The 17,030-nt window shown below is 65.7% G+C and carries 11 protein-coding genes and 6 tRNA genes; 14 read left to right on the forward strand and 3 right to left on the reverse strand.

What is annotated here, in order from left to right:
• Positions 1–8: 8 nt before the first annotated feature.
• A complete protein-coding gene (locus tag ACJMKZ_RS16090; RefSeq protein ID WP_405234245.1) occupies positions 9–605 on the reverse strand; it encodes a peptidylprolyl isomerase in 597 nt (198 codons plus the stop codon).
• Positions 606–687: 82 nt separating this feature from the next.
• Entirely contained in the window at positions 688–1,542 is an 855-nt protein-coding gene (folD, locus tag ACJMKZ_RS16095) for a bifunctional methylenetetrahydrofolate dehydrogenase/methenyltetrahydrofolate cyclohydrolase FolD (protein ID WP_405234246.1), read from the reverse strand.
• Between the two features lie 82 nt (positions 1,543–1,624).
• Here folD and ACJMKZ_RS16100 point away from each other — a divergent pair.
• The 4 genes from ACJMKZ_RS16100 (at position 1,625) to ACJMKZ_RS16115 (ending at position 2,677) form a co-directional block, all read left to right on the forward strand.
• Positions 1,625–1,701, forward strand: a tRNA-Pro gene (locus ACJMKZ_RS16100).
• Between the two features lie 209 nt (positions 1,702–1,910).
• Positions 1,911–2,330 carry a group I intron-associated PD-(D/E)XK endonuclease gene (locus ACJMKZ_RS16105; RefSeq protein WP_405234247.1) on the forward strand — a complete coding sequence of 140 codons (420 nt, stop codon included), beginning with the start codon at positions 1,911–1,913 and terminating at the stop codon, positions 2,328–2,330.
• Positions 2,331–2,500: 170 nt separating this feature from the next.
• Positions 2,501–2,576: transfer RNA gene (locus ACJMKZ_RS16110), tRNA-His, on the forward strand.
• Positions 2,577–2,601: 25 nt separating this feature from the next.
• Positions 2,602–2,677: transfer RNA gene (locus ACJMKZ_RS16115), tRNA-Lys, on the forward strand.
• 574 nt (positions 2,678–3,251) lie between these two features.
• Here ACJMKZ_RS16115 and ACJMKZ_RS16120 read toward each other — a convergent pair.
• Positions 3,252–5,903 (reverse strand): ATP-binding protein, encoded by a 2,652-nt coding sequence (locus tag ACJMKZ_RS16120; protein WP_405234248.1) that lies wholly within the window; start codon positions 5,901–5,903, stop codon positions 3,252–3,254.
• Positions 5,904–6,616: 713 nt separating this feature from the next.
• Here ACJMKZ_RS16120 and ACJMKZ_RS16125 point away from each other — a divergent pair.
• From ACJMKZ_RS16125 to ACJMKZ_RS16170, 10 genes are all read left to right on the forward strand, one after another.
• Positions 6,617–6,701 (forward strand) — tRNA-Leu (locus ACJMKZ_RS16125).
• 87 nt (positions 6,702–6,788) lie between these two features.
• Positions 6,789–8,090 (forward strand): trigger factor, encoded by a 1,302-nt coding sequence (gene tig, locus ACJMKZ_RS16130; RefSeq protein WP_405234249.1) that lies wholly within the window; start codon positions 6,789–6,791, stop codon positions 8,088–8,090.
• A 130-nt stretch (positions 8,091–8,220) separates the two neighbouring features.
• Positions 8,221–8,856, forward strand: coding sequence for an ATP-dependent Clp endopeptidase proteolytic subunit ClpP (gene clpP / locus ACJMKZ_RS16135; RefSeq protein WP_405234250.1), 636 nt, complete (start codon positions 8,221–8,223; stop codon positions 8,854–8,856).
• Positions 8,857–8,979: 123 nt separating this feature from the next.
• Positions 8,980–10,299 carry an ATP-dependent Clp protease ATP-binding subunit ClpX gene (gene clpX / locus ACJMKZ_RS16140; protein ID WP_405223988.1) on the forward strand — a complete coding sequence of 440 codons (1,320 nt, stop codon included), beginning with the start codon at positions 8,980–8,982 and terminating at the stop codon, positions 10,297–10,299.
• Positions 10,300–10,490: 191 nt separating this feature from the next.
• A complete protein-coding gene (lon, locus tag ACJMKZ_RS16145; protein ID WP_405234251.1) occupies positions 10,491–12,926 on the forward strand; it encodes an endopeptidase La in 2,436 nt (811 codons plus the stop codon).
• 131 nt (positions 12,927–13,057) lie between these two features.
• Positions 13,058–13,330, forward strand: coding sequence for an HU family DNA-binding protein (locus tag ACJMKZ_RS16150; protein ID WP_405234252.1), 273 nt, complete (start codon positions 13,058–13,060; stop codon positions 13,328–13,330).
• Between the two features lie 81 nt (positions 13,331–13,411).
• Positions 13,412–13,487, forward strand: a tRNA-Val gene (locus ACJMKZ_RS16155).
• Between the two features lie 5 nt (positions 13,488–13,492).
• Positions 13,493–13,569 (forward strand) — tRNA-Asp (locus ACJMKZ_RS16160).
• 64 nt (positions 13,570–13,633) lie between these two features.
• Positions 13,634–15,529: a SurA N-terminal domain-containing protein gene (locus tag ACJMKZ_RS16165; protein ID WP_405234253.1), complete on the forward strand. Its 1,896-nt coding sequence runs from the start codon at positions 13,634–13,636 to the stop codon at positions 15,527–15,529.
• A gap of 148 nt (positions 15,530–15,677) precedes the next feature.
• Positions 15,678–16,973 (forward strand): dicarboxylate/amino acid:cation symporter, encoded by a 1,296-nt coding sequence (locus ACJMKZ_RS16170; protein WP_405234254.1) that lies wholly within the window; start codon positions 15,678–15,680, stop codon positions 16,971–16,973.
• Positions 16,974–17,030: the final 57 nt, after the last annotated feature.

Here is a 17,030-nt window from a genome sequence, read left to right on the forward strand (position 1 = left end):
GTGCGCGGCTATTCCGGCGGCGTGTAGCCGGAGGGGTGATAGATCATGTCCTCGATGATCACGGGCATGGTCGGCACGTCGGCCGGGAAGGGGCCGCCGGCGCCGGTGGGCAGCGTGGCGATGGCGTCCACTACGTCCATGCCGTGGATCACCCGGCCGAACACGGCATAACCCCAGCGCTCCGGCTGCGGGTCCAGCTTCGGGCCGTTGTCCACCAGGCTGATGAAGAACTGCGTATTGGCGGAATGGGGATCGCTGGTGCGCGCCATCGCAATCGTGCCCCGCTCGTTGCTGAGGCCGTTGCCGGACTCGTTCGGGATGCTGTCGTCGGGCTCCTTCAGCTGGTACTTCGGCGTGAAGCCGCCGCCCTGGATGACGAAATCCGGCACGATGCGGTGGAAAACCAGGCCGTCGTAGAAGTCGGCTTCCACCAGCGACAGGAAGTGGGCGACGGTCAGCGGCGCGCGCCTGCCGTTCAGTTCCAGCACGAAGGTGCCCTCGGTGGTGCGCACCTCCACCTGCGGGAAAGAGGGCACGTCGGCGGCGCAGGCCGCGCCGCCGGCCAGCGCCATGCCGGCGGCCAGGGCCGCCAGGGTTGCTCTCATCGGTCTCATTGCACTCGTCGCACTCATCGGGTTCCTCGTTCTCCGTTCGATGGCAGCTCGGGACGGCCGCGCCGGGCCGTCGTCAGTGGTCGGCAGCTTCCGCGGCCGCCAGCGTGTTGTAGATCAGCATGGCCACGGTCATCGGGCCGACGCCGCCGGGCACGGGCGTGATCCACGCGGCGCGCTCCCTGGCTGCGTCGAACTGGACGTCGCCCACCAGCCTGCCGTCCTGCTGGCGGTTGATGCCCACGTCGATCACGATCGAGTCCTCGGGCACCCAGTCGCCCGGGATCAGGCCGGGTTTGCCGACGGCGACCACCAGGATTTCGGCGCGCTCCACGTGCTCGCGCAGGTTGCGGGTGAAGCGGTGGCAGACCGTGGTGGTGGAGCCCATCAGCAGGAACTCGAGCGCCAGCGGCCGGCCCACGTGGTTCGAAGCGCCCACGATCACCACGTGCTTGCCCTTCGGGTCCACGCCGATGCGCCCCAGCAGCGTCACGATGCCGAAGGGCGTGCACGGGCGCAGCGTCGGGATGCGCTGGGCGAGCCGGCCGACGGTATACGGGTGGAAGCCGTCCACGTCCTTGGCCGGGTCGATGCGTTCGATCACCTTTACCGCGTCGATCTGATGGGGCAGGGGCAACTGCACCAGGATGCCGTGGACGCTCTCGTCGGCGTTCAGCTCGTCGATCAGCTCCAGCAGCGCGGCCTCGGTGGTGGTCGAGGGCAGGTCGAAGTCCACCGAGCGCATGCCGGCGGCGTCGCAGGCCTTGCGCTTGTTGCGCACGTAGATCTGGGAGGCGGCGTCGTGGCCCACCAGGATCATGGCCAGCGACGGCTGGGCCTTGCCCCGCGCCATCCGCTTCTCGACCCGCTGCCGGACTTCCTCGCGGATCTCCTCCGCGATGCCCTTGCCGTCGATTATCTTCGCCGTCATGGCGCGCAGTTTAACGCGAAATTGACGCATCTCCGCGGCGCCACGTATTATTTCGGCCCCCGGCGAGCCGGGGTGTTCGCGGCGGGGCATGGCGCAGTCTGGTAGCGCATCTGCTTTGGGAGCAGAGGGTCGGCGGTTCGAATCCGTCTGCCCCGACCAAGTGATCGTGGTTCGGAGAATGTCTATCGAGTAAACGACGCGCCCGTAGCTCAATCGGATAGAGCATCGGCCTTTGAGTGAGGAGCCTGCAGCGGGAAACGGAACCGCTGCAGTGGACCGCACCGTAACGGGGAAACCTTAACAGGTAGTGCTGATGGCAATCCCGTGGAAACCTGCCGATTACCCATACGATGGTGTAGGATTTGACGATGGGCGGTGCTCATCACACCAAGGAAAAGGGTGATCTTGGCGTTCTAAAGGCTCAGATCGATCTTTTCGAGCAAGGATTCACGATCTTCGTGCCGCTGACCGAACATAGTCCGTTCGATCTCGTTGCATATCGTGATAAGGAATTTCGTCGAGTCCAGGTCAAGTACAGAGCGGTCGACCGGTACGGCAAGATTGAGGTGAAGTTTTCCACCTGCTGGGCGGATAAGAACGGAACCCACACCAGCCCTATCGACAAGAGTGAGATCGACCTTTTTTGTATTTATTGTCCGGACACCGACGAGTGTTATTACCTTGATCCACGTGAATTCGGCTCGAATGTATCGTTGAGGGTAAGAGCGCCGAAGAACAGTCAGCTGCAGGGGGTAAACTTCGCAGCGGACTTTCGCAGGGCTCCGTAGAGACTATACGTGCGGCGCCTGAGACGGCGAAGAGATAGTCCAGACCACAAACCCGCGTTGCGGGGCCGCGAAAGCGGTAGCTGGTAAGCTAAGCCGAGGGTTGCAGGTTCGAGTCCTGCCGGGCGCGCCAAGTCGGAAATTACGGGTTATAATGCCCGGCTGGAACAATGGTGGACGTAGCTCAGTTGGTAGAGCCCCGGGTTGTGATCCCGGTCGTCGTGGGTTCGAGTCCCATCGTCCACCCCAGTTCTTTCAAGCGCTCTAATCGGAAGGGCCGTTAGCTCAATTGGCAGAGCAGTGGACTCTTAATCCATTGGTTGTAGGTTCGATTCCTACACGGCCCACCATCCTCCCGAATCCCCCCCTCCTCTCGTAGGAGGCCCTTCAGGCCCGACCCGGCTCTTCCTGACCGGTATCACCTTCTCTTGATGTTGGCACGCCAGCGGGNGCAGTGGACTCTTAATCCATTGGTTGTAGGTTCGATTCCTACACGGCCCACCATCCTCCCGAATCCCCCCCTCCTCTCGTAGGAGGCCCTTCAGGCCCGACCCGGCTCTTCCTGACCGGTATCACCTTCTCTTGATGTTGGCACGCCAGCGGGCGGACACGGGTTGCGGGGACGCTCAGTCGGACGTCCTGTCCTCCTTCGCTTCGGCCGGGCCTCCTTCCCGCCGTCATGGCTCCAGTCGGCCCGGACGACCCCGCAACCCGTGTCCGCCCGCTGACGAGCCCGTAGCCCTGAGGGTTGCTGCCAATCAGCAGACGTTACTGACTGTCAGCCCCTTCACGCCACCGCGAGCACGGCCGTCATGCGGGGGTATCCATCGCTGCGACCTTTTGTCGGGAGCAAGATGGATACCCCCGCAGGGCGGCCACAAGAGAAGGGGATAGGGTAGGAAGAGATCGGGCCTGAAGGCCCTCCTACGGTCTTGGCATCAGCCAGGGTTCGTTGTGGATGCGCAGCGTCGCCTCCATCCGGTTCTGCACGTTAAGCTTGGTCAGTATCGACGAGACGTGGTGCTCGATCGTGCGCTTCGAGCGCGAGAGCTGCTCCGAGATCTCGGCATTGCTCGCCCCCTGCACCATCAGCGCCAGAATGTCCTGCTCGCGGCGGGTCAGTCCCAGCGGATGGTTGCGCGCGGCCTTGTAGGGGCCGCGACGGGTGCGCGGCAGCCGGTTGGCGACGCCCAGGGCCTTCGCGACCCGGTTGGTCTTCTCCAGCGCCGCGCCCGCTTCGATGCGGCGGAAGATTTTCGCGGCGCTGGCGAGGGCCTCGCCGGCCTTCTCGCCTTCCACCTGCAGCCAGGCGAGACCGGCGGAGTAGGGGGCGCCGAGAGCGAGCCATAGTTTCGCCGCGCCGGCCGGGTCGCCAGCGATCTCGGCCGCGTAGGGCGCCGCCGAGTCGGCGGTGAAATCCTCCGGCGCCCCCAGGCCCTCGATGCCCAGTCGGCGGGCCCAGGCCGCCGCGTCGCCCGCGCTCCACTGGTTCATGCGCTCGGCGCCCATCGACCACAGTGCCTCCAGGTGCGGTATCGCCGCCTCCGGGTCGTCGCGCAGCCAGGCGGCCTCCACGAAGCCGAGACGTACCGGGATCATGTACTGGAGCTCGTCGGTGGCGATCGCGTCCTGCATCGCCCGGTCCAGCAGCTCGTCGGCGTCCGGCTCGCCCAGGCGCAGGCGGGCGCGGGCGAGGACGATCAGCGCCGGCAGGCGCATCAGCAGCGTAAGCCGGTCGAGGTTCTGTACGCCCTCGGCGATGGTCTCCGCGTCCCTGAGCCGGCCCTGCTCGAGCCGCAGCTGGGCCTGGCGTCCGACCAGGTAGTGGGTCCAGGCGTCGAGGTCGTGCTGGGTGTCGAAGGCGATGCCCTCGGATATGATCCGCTCGGCCAGGGTGAAGTCCCGGAAGTCGACACCGTACTCGGCCAGGTTGGTGTAAACCCGCGCGGCATGCTCGTGCAGGCCGTGGCGAGAGGCCAGCGCCAGGCTCTCCTCCAGCTGGCCAATGCCTTCCTTATTGCCCCGGAACGCCCGGGCGGTGCCCACGTTGTTCAGCGCGTGCACCTTCACCTCCACCGCGTCCAGCTCGTCCGCCAGTTCGATGGCGCGTTCGCCCCAGCGGACGGCCTCGTCCATGCGGTCGTTCAGCATGTGCAGCTGGGAGCGCAGGCTGTAGGCCATAGCCCGCTCGGCGGACGGCGGCGCGCTCTCCAGCACCCGGATGGCCTCGTCGGCGAAGCGGTCCGCCTCGCCGGCCTCGCCCCGGTACCAGTGCATGCGGGAGAGCCAGCGCAGGTTCTCGCCCACCTTGTCCATGCGGTCCAGCGCCCGCCACAGGGTGATGGCGTAGCGGCGCGCCTCGATCACGTCATCGTCGATACCTAGCGCGAGCCCCGCCTCGTAGGCCCAGCCCTCGTACAGGGTGGCGGCCAGCTCCGGTGTGGCCTCGTCCACGAAGCGCAGCGCGGTGGCCAGGTGCGCGGCGGCTTCCCGGTGCCCGCCTACCTGCGCCGCCACCTCCGCCGCCCGCGGCGCGAACTCGAGCACCTTCGCCGCATCCAGCGCGCCTGCGGCGTGGAAAACCAGCTGATCGAGGCTGGGCGGCACCGGCAACTCCAGGTACGCGGCCAGGATGCGCCCGTGCGCCGCTTTCTGCCGGCTCGCGGACAGCCGTTCCAGCGTGGCGAGCCGGGCCAGCTCGTGGCGGAAGTGCAGGCCATCGGCCTCCCCGTGCACCAGCAGATTGCGGCCGACGGCGGCCATGGCGAGGGTCTCGCCGGCCTCCCCGAACAGCGGCTCCAGCAGCGCCGCCGGGATGCCGCCGGGGATGAGGCTGACGGTCTCCAGGAACTCCCGTTCCGCCGGCGCCAGTCGATTCAGCCGGGCGTTGACGGCGTCGCGCACCGAGGCGGGGATGGCCCGTTCGCCGGGGCTGCCGTAGGCGAGCAGCTCGGAGACGAAGAACGGATTGCCTTCCGTGATCTCGAACAGTTCGTCGGCGCTGTAGCCGGAGTCCGCGCACAGCTGCTCGACGCCCGCCGGCGTCAGCGGCTGCAGGTCGACGCGCCACGTGAAAGAGGGCGGGAGCTCGCCCAGCACGTGGGTGAGCGGGTGGTCGTGGTCGATCTCGTCATTGCGATACGTGACCACCAGCAGGGTGCGCATCATCGCCACGCGGCGGCCGAGGAATTTCAGGAAGTCCAGCGTCGCATGGTCCGCCCAGTGGACGTCCTCCATGATGAGTACGCTGGTGGAGGGGTTCTTCTCCAGCTCTTCGACCACGGCCTGGAACAGCTGGATGGGTGGCGCGCCCTCGTCGAGCAGCTCGCGTATCCGGGAACCGAGCCCGAGCGCCATGTCGTGCACCGGTCCCAGCGGGCGAGGCGTGAACAGGGAGTCGCAGCCGCCCCACACCACGTTGCTGTCCGGCTCGAGCCGCCGGCGCAGCTCCTCGGTGAGCGTGGTCTTGCCGATGCCCGCCTCGCCGCCCACCAGTGCGATGGCGCCCTGGCCGCCGTCGGCGCGCTCCCTGAGCGCCAGCAGTGTCGAGAGCGGCTCTTCTCTCTCTACGAGCAAATGTCCATCCTCCGCCCGGACTCGTTAAGGCCGAACAGTCGCGTTTGTCCCAAATATGAGTACCAAGTATCCGAAAATTAGGTACCGGATGGCAAAAAGCAGGGGCACGCACGGAAGTCATCGCGAAGGCGACGTGCTGAAATTCAAGACACTCATGCAGTGTTCCGCAACACAGTCGATATTATCCCGAAAGGCAGACCGCCTCATGCATATCAGGCCTGCGTTCAGGGCGCTGGTCTTCCTCTTCCTGCTGCTATTGCTGAGCGTCGGTCTGGCCTGACAGCGGGGCCGGTTCCCCTTCTATTGTGGCCGCCCTACGGGGGTATCCATCTTGCTCCCGACAAAAGGTCGCGGCGATGGATACCCCCGCATGACGGCCGTGCTCGCGGTGGCCGGGAGGATCCGCCAGTCAGCGGCGCCTGCTGACTGGTGCCGAGACCTCGCGGCTACGGGTCCGTCAGCGGCTGGGGCGGGCTGCGGGGGTCGTCCGGGCCGACTGGAGCCAAGACGGCGGGAAGGAGGCCCGGCCGAAGGGAGGGAGAACAGGACGTCCGACCGAGCGTCCCCCGTAGCCCGCCCCAGCCGATGGCGGGCCAAAGCCGATAGAAGGATGCCGCAGCCAGAAGAGCCGGATCGGGCCTGAAGGCCCTCCTACACGCGTATCGTCGCTTGCGTTACAATTGTCTGTTCGGTGAGCGCGCTCCCGAGACCGGGCGAAAGTGGCGGAATTGGTAGACGCGCAGGATTTAGGTTCCTGTGGGGCAACCCGTGAGAGTTCGAGTCTCTCCTTTCGCACCACTCGACCCGGGCGAGTCCCGGGCCGATCCCGGGTCTGCAGGGAGCGGGCCGCTTTTTTTTTATCCACGGTTCAGAAAGTAAGTACGGATGTCCGAGAACATGCAGGTTTCAGTGGAAGCCACCGGTAATCTGGAGCGACGCCTGCGCGTCGAGGTGCCGGCTGAGCGCATCAACAAAGAGGTCGAGAACCGGCTGCGCCGGGTCGGCAAGACCGCCAAGATCAAGGGATTCCGGCCGGGCAAGGTGCCCGCCAAGGTGATCCGCCAGCGCTACGGCGACCAGGTGCGCCAGGAAGTGCTCTCGGAGATGATGCAGACCAGCTACTCCGAGGCCCTGCAGCGCGAGAGCCTCGTGCCCGCCGGCGGCCCGCAGATCCAGCCGGAGAAGGCCGGCGACGAGGGTCTGGTCTACACGGCCACCTTCGAGGTCTACCCGGAGGTGGAGCTCAAGGACCTGGACAAGATCTCGGTCACCCGCCCCGTGGTGGAGATCACCGCGGCCGACGTGGACGAGATGATGGAGAATCTGCGCCGGCAGAAGGCCGAATGGGAGAACGTGGACCGGCCGGCCGCCGAGGGTGACAAGGTAATTGTCGATTTCGAGGGCTCCATCAAGGGCGAGCCCATCGAGAACGGCAAGGGCGAGAAGATTCCGGTCATCCTGGGCGAGGGCCGCATGATCGAGGACTTCGAGAAGGCACTCACCGGCGTGGCCCCCGGCGACGAGAAAACGTTCAAGGTCAAGTATCCCAAGGACTATCCGGCCGAGGACCTGGCCGGCAAGAAGGCGGAATTCAAGGCCGTGGTCCACGAGGTGCAGGCCCAGGTGCTGCCGCCGCTGGACGAGGAACTGGCGAAGGCCTACGGCGTCGCAGAAGGCGGCGTCGAGCAGCTGCGCGCGGACGTCGAGGACAACATGCGCCAGGAACTCGAGGGCCGCATCAAGGCGGACATGAAGGAGCAGGCCATGGAAGGGCTCCTCGGCAATAACCCGCTGGAGGTACCGGAAGCCCTGGTGCAGCAGGAGTCGCAGACGCTGCAGCGAGACGCCATGCAGCGCATGGGGATCGAAGATCCCGAACAGGCACTGCCGCTGGAGAATTTCCGCGAGACGGCGGAGCGCCGGGTGCGCCTCGGCCTGCTGGTGCAGCAGCTCATCAACGACAAGGACATCCAGCTCGATACGGACCGGCTGCGCAGCAAGGTGGAGGAGATGTTCGCCGGCTACGACCAGTCCGAGCAGCTCATCTCCGCCTATCTGAGCAACCAGGACTTCATCTCCCGGCTGGGCCCGGTGGTGCTGGAGGAACAAGCCGTCGACTGGCTGATAGACAACGGCCAGTCGGACGAGAAGAAGGTGGCCTTCAAGGACTACATGCAGACCCCGTAGCAGCGCTGGTAGGAGCGGCTTCAGCCGCGATTCCCCAGAACCATGTAGGAGGGGCTTCAGCCCCGATTCCCCAGCCAACCGAATCTGATCGCCACAAATTCACGAATTAACATTGGAATCAACAGAACCCATGAACGAAACTGCAATGAACCTGGTGCCGATGGTGGTCGAGCAGACCGCCCGGGGCGAGCGCGCCTACGATATATTCTCGCGGCTGCTGAAAGAGCGCGTGGTGTTCGCCGTGGGCCCGGTCGAGGACGGCATGGCGAACCTCATCGTCGCCCAGCTTCTGTTCCTGGAGTCGGAGAACCCGGACAAGGACATCCACCTCTATATCAACTCGCCGGGCGGCGTGGTGACGGCGGGGCTCTCCGTGTACGACACGATGCAGTTCGTGAAATGTGACGTGAGTACCATCTGCGTGGGCCAGGCGGCCAGCATGGGCGCCCTGCTGCTGGCGGGCGGCGCGGCCGGCAAGCGTTTCGCGCTGCCCCATTCGCGCATCATGGTCCATCAGCCCAGCGCGGGCTTCCAGGGCCAGGCGACGGATATCGACATCCACGCCCGCGAGATCCTGGAGATGAAGCGCCGGTTGAATCACATCCTGGCCCACCACACCAAGCAGAGCGTGGAGAAGATCGAGCACGACACCGAGCGCGACAATTTCATGAGCAGCCAGGCGGCCGTGGACTACGGGCTCATCGATACCGTGCTGGAGCGTCGCACCGAACTGGCTACGCCGGAGGGGTCTCCGGTCAAGAAATAGCCGCTGGTTATAAGGCTGCGAGACGAGACATTCGTCTTTGCACGCCCGCACTTGCGCATGTTATATAAATCGGGTCTAAATGAGGCGTTCTGCGCGTAAAGACGCGGCCGGGAAGGAAATATTATGAGTGACGACACCCGCGGCAAGAACGACGAAGGCAAGCTCCTTTACTGTTCGTTCTGCGGCAAGAGCCAGCACGAAGTGCGCAAGCTCATCGCCGGCCCGTCCGTGTTCATCTGCGACGAGTGCGTCGAGCTCTGCAACGACATCATCCGCGAGGAACTCGAGGAGCATGCCGAGCAGGGCCGCACCAAGCTGCCGAAGCCCCACGAGATCAAGGCGGTGCTGGACGAATACGTCATCGGCCAGCAGCGCGCCAAGAAGGTGCTGTCGGTGGCGGTGTATAACCACTACAAGCGCCTCGAGAACAAGGGCAGTGCCAAGGGCGGCAAGGACGAGATCGAGCTCGCCAAGTCGAACATCCTGCTGATCGGCCCCACCGGCTGCGGCAAGACGCTGCTGGCCGAGACGCTGGCGCGGCTCCTGAACGTGCCGTTCACCATCGCCGACGCCACGACGCTCACCGAGGCGGGCTACGTCGGCGAGGACGTCGAGAACATCATCCAGAAGCTCCTGCAGAAGTGCGACTACGACGTGGACAAGGCCCAGACGGGCATCGTCTACATCGACGAGATCGACAAGATCTCCAGGAAGTCGGATAACCCGTCCATTACCCGGGACGTCTCCGGCGAGGGCGTGCAGCAGGCGCTGCTGAAGCTCATCGAGGGCACGGTGGCCTCGGTGCCGCCCCAGGGCGGTCGCAAGCATCCCCAGCAGGAGTTCCTGCAGGTGGACACCGGCAACATCCTGTTCATCTGCGGCGGCGCGTTCGCGGGTCTGGAGAAGATCATCCAGAACCGCTCGGCGAAGAGCGGCATCGGCTTCGTCGCCGAGGTGAAGAGCGTGGACGACGTGATGAACGTCGGCGAGGTGCTGCATGACGTGGAGCCGGAAGACCTCATCAAGTACGGCCTCATCCCGGAGTTCGTCGGCCGCCTGCCGGTGGTCGCCACCCTGGAGGAGCTGGACGAGGACGCGCTGGTCACTATCCTGGTGGAGCCGCGCAACGCCCTCACCAAGCAGTACCATCGTCTCTTCGACATGGAGAACGTGGAGCTCGAGTTCCGCGACGACGCGCTGCGGGCCGTCGCCCGCAAGGCCATGGCGCGCAAGACCGGCGCGCGGGGTCTGAGGACCATCCTCGAGAACGTGCTGCTCGACACCATGTACGACCTGCCTTCCGCGGCGAACGCCCGCAAGGTGGTCGTCGACGAGGCCGTGGTGACCGGGGAGACCAAGCCCTACGTCATCTACGAGTCGGACGAGCCGGCGCCGGTGGCCGTCGAGGAAGAGCGCCGGCCCACGGGCTCCGATCGGCACTGAACCTGCCGCCGGGCGGCGTCAGCCGGCCCTTCGACGGGGCTTGATCGGCCGTCTCCCGGCCCCATATCCCGTGTCAATCCGGCTGTGAAACCGGGTATCCTGTGCAGGTGATACGGCAACGGGTATTCGCTGGATCCGCATATTCCCCGTCTCCCGCGCGCCGGGAGACTACAAGCCACGAGGTCTGATCAGTGTCCAACGAAGATCTTCTAACGACCGAATCCGGCCGGGAACGCCACGGTATCCCGGTGCTGCCGCTGCGCGACGTGGTCGTGTACCCCCACATGGTGATTCCGCTGTTCGTGGGACGGGAGAAGTCCAAGGTGGCCCTGGATCTGGCCATGGAGGAGACCAAGCAGATCCTGCTGGTGGCCCAGCGCGAGGCCGAGACCGACGAACCCGCCGCTCGCGACCTATACGACATCGGCACCGTCGCCACCATCCTGCAGCTGCTGAAGATGCCCGACGGCACCGTGAAGGTGCTGGTGGAGGGCGGCGAGCGCGCGCACATCGACGCGCTGCACGAGGCCGAGCACTTCTCCGCCGACGTCACCCTGCTGCCCGACGATGACCGCTACGACGAGCGCGAGATCGACGTGCTCACGCGCTCGATCGTCGCCCAGTTCGAGCATTACGTGAAACTGAACAAGAAGGTGCCGCCGGAGATCCTGACCTCGCTGTCCGGCATCGACCAGGCCGGGCGCCTCGCCGACACCGTCGCCGCCCACATGGCGCTGAAGCTCTCCGAGAAGCAGCGCATCCTCGAGATCGAGGACGTGAAGACGCGGCTGGAGCAGGTGCTCGCGCTCATCGAGGGCGAGATCGACGTGCTGCAGATCGAGAAGCGCATCCGCGGTCGCGTGAAGCAGCAGATGGAGAAGAGCCAGCGCGAGTACTACCTCAACGAGCAGATGAAGGCCATCCAGAAGGAACTGGGCGAGATGGAGGACGCGCCCAACGAGCTTCAGGATCTCGAGAACAAGATCGAGAAGGCCGGCATGCCGAAGGAGGTCAAGGACAAGGCCACCGCCGAGCTGAACAAGCTGAAGCTGATGTCGCCCATGTCGGCGGAAGCCACCGTGGTTCGCAACTACATCGACTGGCTGGTGAAGGTGCCGTGGAAGAAGTCCACGAAGATCCTGCGCGACCTCACGAAGGCCGAGGACGTGCTGGAAGCCGACCACTACGGGCTGGAAAAGGTGAAGGAGCGCATCCTCGAGTACCTGGCCGTCCAGCACCGGGTGAAGAAGCTGAAGGGCCCCATCCTGTGTCTGGTGGGACCGCCGGGTGTCGGCAAGACCTCGCTGGGCCAGTCGATCGCCCGGGCCACCAACCGCAAGTTCGTGCGCATGTCGCTGGGCGGCGTGCGCGACGAGGCCGAGATCCGCGGCCACCGGCGCACCTACATCGGCTCGCTGCCGGGCAAGATCGTGCAGAACCTGGCCAAGGCGGAATCGCGTAACCCGCTGTTCCTGCTGGACGAGATCGACAAGATGGCGATGGACTTCCGCGGCGACCCGTCGTCGGCGCTGCTGGAGGTGCTCGACCCGGAGCAGAACTCCACCTTCAACGACCATTATCTCGAGGTGGACTTCGACCTCTCCGACGTGATGTTCGTGTGCACGGCCAACAGCCTGAACATCCCGCCGCCGCTGCTCGACCGCATGGAGGTCATCCGGCTGCCCGGTTATACCGAGGACGAGAAGGCGAGCATCGCCGAGCGCTACCTCATCCCGAAACAGCTGGAGGCGAACGGTCTCAAGGACCAGGAGCTGCACATCACCCGGCCGGCCATCTACCAGATCATCCGGCTCTACACGCGGGAGGCGGGCGTGCGTAATCTCGAGCGCGAGATCGCCAAGATCTGCCGCAAGGTGGTGAAGGAGCTGCTGCTGAAGAAGCAGAAGAAGCGGGTGACGATCCGGCCGAAGAGCGTCAGCCGTTATCTCGGCGTCGAGCGGTTCCGCTACGGCCGCGCCGAGGAGAAGGACCAGGTCGGTCAGGTCACCGGTCTCGCCTGGACCGAGGTGGGGGGAGAGCTCCTCACCATCGAGGCCGCCGTCGTGCCCGGCAAGGGCAAGCTGACCCACACCGGCCAGCTGGGCGAGGTGATGACCGAGTCCATCCAGGCGGCCATGACCATCGTGCGTGGCCGCAGCAAGCTGCTCGGCATCGACCCGGACTTCCACCAGAAGTCCGACGTCCACATCCACGTGCCGGAGGGCGCGACGCCCAAGGACGGCCCCAGCGCGGGCGTCGGCATGTGCACGGCGCTGGTCTCTGCATTGACCGACATCCCGGTGAAATCCGACGTCGCCATGACCGGCGAGATCACGCTCCGCGGCGAGGTGTTGCCCATCGGCGGGCTGAAGGAGAAGCTGCTGGCGGCGCACCGGGGCAACATCACGACGGTGCTGATACCGGAAGAGAACGCAAAGGACCTTGTTGAAATACCAAAGAACATCAAGGACAAGCTAAATATTCTTCCAGTGAAGTGGATTGACCAGGTGCTCGAGGTGGCGCTGCAGCACATGCCTGCGCCGGCCACCGATGAGGACGCCGCCGCCGACAAGGAAGCGGCGAAACCCGCCGAGGACAAGGGCGGCGACGCCGTGCGGGCGCACTGATCGGACGAGGCGTGCGTGCGGTGCCGCAATTGCAGTCATGGGCGCTTTAGGAGTAGTCTGCCCCTTGAAACAGGGGGGTCGCGGAACGTCCGTGCCTGAAATTTCTTGAAGAAGTCATCCGAGGGTGAGTAATGAACAAAGCTGATCTGATCGAAGCCGTTGCCGATTCAGCCGACCTTTCCAAGGCGGACGCGACGCGTGCCGTGGACGCTGTCCTGGACAGCATCACCGGTGCCCTGAAGCAGGGCAATACTGTCTCGCTGGTAGGCTTCGGAACCTTCTCGGTGAAGCACCGCGCAGCACGCCAGGGACGCAATCCGCGTACCGGCGAGACCATCCAAATCAGTGCCAGCAATGTGCCCGGATTCAAGGCTGGCAAAGGCCTGAAGGATGCCGTAAACTAGCCGGCCTTTCGGCACCGGGCTCGCCCGGTGTCGTGCTGCAGGGAGGTCGAAAGACCGCCTGATCGAACCGTCGGAACGCCCGGGTGCTTAGCTCAGCTGGGAGAGCGTCGCCCTTACAAGGCGAAGGTCGGGGGTTCGATCCCCTCAGCACCCACCAGCAATGGAGTGGTAGTTCAGCTGGTTAGAATACCGGCCTGTCACGCCGGGGGTCGCGGGTTCGAGTCCCGTCCACTCCGCCATAAGAAGAAGGGCCTCCACGCGGAGGCCCTTCGTTTATGAGGGTAGCGCTTTAGAGTTCACGCCATGCTCCAGAACATCAGACAGAAGATCACCGGTCCGATGGCGCTCGTCGTCCTGGCCCTCCTGTGCATCCCGTTCATATTCGTCGGCTACAACTACGGCGGCATGGCGCAGGGCGGGTTCGCGGTCAAGGTCAACGGCCAGGAGATCCCGCCCCAGCAGATCCGCGTGGCCTACCAGAACCAGGCGGCCCGCATCCGCGAGCAGCTGGACGAGATTCCGCCGGTGCTCGAGGACCAGCTCCGCCAGGCCGCATACGAGGGTGTCATCCGCTCGACGCTGCTCACCCAGTATCTGCGCGAGCAGGGCTACCGGGTGAGCGACGCCGCCATCCAGCAGTCCATCCGCGAGATACCGGCCTTCCAGGAGAACGGCCAGTTCTCCTTCGAGCTGTATCGCGGCCTGCTCGCCGCCCGCGGCATCGTGCCCGCCCGCTTCGAGGCCGACCAGCGCCGCGCGCTGCAGATCGACCAGCTGCAGAGCGCCGTCGAGGCCACCGCCTTCTCCACGCCCTCGGAGCTGCGCCGCTACATCGAGCTGGACCGCGAGACCCGCACCATCAGCTATCTCGAGTTCGGCATCGAGGACTTCATGGACGCCGTCGAGATCGGCGACGAGGAACTGCAGGCCTACTACGACAGCCATCCGGAGCTGTTCCAGACCCCGGCCAGCGTCACCTTCGACTACATCGAGATTTCGCGTGACACCATCGCCGAGCGCATCACGCCCTCCGAGGAAGAGCTGCGTGCCTACTTCGAGGACGTGCAGGACTCCTATACGCGGGATCAGGAACGGAACCCGAGTCACATCCTCATCACCACCGACGAGCGCAGCGAGGACGAAGCCCGCGCGCTGGCGGCAGAGCTGACCGAGCGTGCGAAGACGGGTGAGGACTTCGCTGAACTCGCGGCCGAGTACTCCGACGACACGCTGAGTGCGGAGCAGGGCGGCGACCTGGGCTGGGTGGCCCGCGGCCAGTTCGTAGAGCCGGTGGAAGAGGCCGTCTTCGACATGGAGGAGGGCGAGATCCGCGGCCCGGTGGAGAGCGAATTCGGCTTCCACGTGCTGCGCCTGGACGGCGTGCGCGGCGGCGGCTCGCCGAGCCTCGACGAGGTCCGCGACGAAATCGTGGCCGCCTACCGGGCCGAGCGCATCGGCGAGCAGTATCTCGAACTCAGCAACGCGCTCGCCGACCAGCTCTTCGACACGCCGAACCTGACAGAGGCGGCGGCGGCCCTGGACATGCCGATGCGCACGGCCGAGGACTACACCCGCAGCGGCAGCGCGGAGCTCGCGCCCGCTCCGACGCTGCTGGACACCCTGTTCGGGGAGAACGCCGTGCCGGAAGGCGCCACCAGCGACCTCCTGAACCTGGCCGAAGACCGGGTCATGGTGGTACAGGTGACCGAGCGCCGGGAGGCCTCCCGTCAGCCGCTGGCCGATGTGCGCGACGAGGTCGAGCGCCGGGCCCGCCGCGAGGCGGCCGCCGTCATGGCGCGGGCGAAGCTCGAGGAGCTGCGCGCGAACGTCGAGGGCGGCACGCCGCTCGAGGAAGCCGCCGCCGAGGTGGAAGCCGAGGCGGTCGCCGACCGCCAGATCAACCGCAATGCGCCGGACCTGCCCCAGGCACTGGTCGCCGCCGTATTCTCGGCCGAGATGCCGGCAGACGGCGCGAAGGTGGGCAGCGTCGCCACCGCCGACGGCGGCTACGTGCTCTACCGCCTCACGAACATATCGCCGGGCCGGCCCGAGACCATCCCGCCGGACCAGCGCGAGCAGGCCCGCCGGGGCCTGGCCCGCCAGGCCGGCGTCTCGGATCTGAGCGCGTTCATCGACCAGCTGGTCGAAGAGGCGGAGATCGTGCGCGGCACGGCCCAGCCGTTCGACGACAGATTCTAGATTGGGGGAATGTAGGAGGGCCTTCAGGCCCGACCGGCGCCTGCGTTTGTTAGAGCTGATCGGGGCTAAAGCCCCTCCCACATTTCTATTGATGTAGGAGGGCCTTCAGGCCCGACCTGCCAATAAGAACAGAATCCGCGGGGGATTCATGCTCAGATTGAAACTCCACTGGCAGATCGCCATCGCCATCGCGCTGGCGCTCATCGCGGGCATCTCCACCGGCCTGCTGCCGGCGGAGTCGGAAGGCCGCGGCTTCCTCACCGCCAGCTACGGGTTCATCGGCGACCTCTTCGTCAACGCCCTGAAGATGCTGATCGTGCCCCTGATCACCTCGTCGATCATCGTGGGCGTGGCCGGCATGGGCAAGGGCAGCGCGATCGGCCGCCTGGGCGCGCGCACGCTGCTCTTCTACGCCACCACCGGTCTCGCCGCCATCCTGGTCGGGCTGATCCTCGTCAACATCTTCCAGCCGGGCATCTACAACGGCGAGCCGGCCAAGCAGCTGCTGGCGCTGGAGGCGAGCACCGAGGACGTGGAGGACCGGGTCGGCGGCCGCGACGCCAGCGACATCGTCGAGATCTTCATCCGGATGGTCCCGCCCAACATCATCGCCGCCGCGGCGAACGGCGAGATGCTCGGGCTGATCTTCTTCAGCCTGCTGTTCGGCTACTTCATGACCCGCCTGGACGACGCCTACGCCGGCACGCTGTACCGGTTCTGGGAGGCGGTCTTCGAGGTCATGATGCGCATGACCGACCTCATCATGCGTTTCGCCCCCATCGGCGTGTTCGGGCTGATCGCCGGCGTCATCGCCACCCTGGATTTCAGCGAGGTCAGGGACTTCCTCACAATCCTGACCAAGTACGCCCTCATCGTCGCCGGGGCGCTTGCCATCCACACCTTCGTGACCCTGCCGGCATTCCTGCGCTACGTCGCCCGGGTGCGCTCGCGGGCCATGTTCAACGCGACGGCGCCGGCGCTCCTGACCGCCTTCTCCACCGCCTCGTCCTCGGCGACGCTGCCGGTGACCATGGAATGCGTGGAGGACAACGTGGGCGTCTCGAAGAAGATCGCGAGCTTCGTGCTGCCGCTCGGCGCCACCGTCAACATGAACGGTACGGCGCTGTACGAATGCGTCGCCGCCATGTTCATCGCCCAGGCCTACGGTCTGGAGATCACCCTCGGCGTGCAGTTCATCATCGTGCTCACGGCGCTGGTGACCTCCATCGGCGTCGCCGGCGTGCCCCAGGCCTCGCTGGTGGCGATCGCCATCATCCTGCAGACCATCGGACTGCCGCTGGAGGCCATCGGCGTGCTGTTCGTCTTCGACCGCATCCTCGACATGGCCCGCACCGCGGTGAACGTCTTCGGCGATGCCTGCTGCGCGACCATCGTGGCGCGGCTCGAAGGCGAGGAGACGAACATCGCCATCGACCGCGCCTGATTTGTAGGAGGGCCTTCAGGCCCGATCCCCGCTTTCTGTCAGCGTAGGCCCTCCCGC

This window comes from Lentisalinibacter salinarum, from assembly GCF_040706555.1.
Taxonomy (GTDB): Bacteria; Pseudomonadota; Gammaproteobacteria; order Steroidobacterales; family Woeseiaceae; genus Lentisalinibacter; species Lentisalinibacter salinarum.

Coding starts and splice junctions, on each gene's coding strand:
- ACJMKZ_RS16090 (WP_405234245.1), bottom strand. CDS start 605: ATGAGAGCAACCCTGGCGGCCCTGGCCGCCGGCATGGCGCTGGCCGGC.
- folD (WP_405234246.1), bottom strand. CDS start 1,542: ATGACGGCGAAGATAATCGACGGCAAGGGCATCGCGGAGGAGATCCGC.
- ACJMKZ_RS16105 (WP_405234247.1), top strand. CDS start 1,911: ATGGGCGGTGCTCATCACACCAAGGAAAAGGGTGATCTTGGCGTTCTA.
- tig (WP_405234249.1), top strand. CDS start 6,789: ATGTCCGAGAACATGCAGGTTTCAGTGGAAGCCACCGGTAATCTGGAG.
- clpP (WP_405234250.1), top strand. CDS start 8,221: ATGAACGAAACTGCAATGAACCTGGTGCCGATGGTGGTCGAGCAGACC.
- clpX (WP_405223988.1), top strand. CDS start 8,980: ATGAGTGACGACACCCGCGGCAAGAACGACGAAGGCAAGCTCCTTTAC.
- ACJMKZ_RS16150 (WP_405234252.1), top strand. CDS start 13,058: ATGAACAAAGCTGATCTGATCGAAGCCGTTGCCGATTCAGCCGACCTT.
- ACJMKZ_RS16165 (WP_405234253.1), top strand. CDS start 13,634: ATGCTCCAGAACATCAGACAGAAGATCACCGGTCCGATGGCGCTCGTC.
- ACJMKZ_RS16170 (WP_405234254.1), top strand. CDS start 15,678: ATGCTCAGATTGAAACTCCACTGGCAGATCGCCATCGCCATCGCGCTG.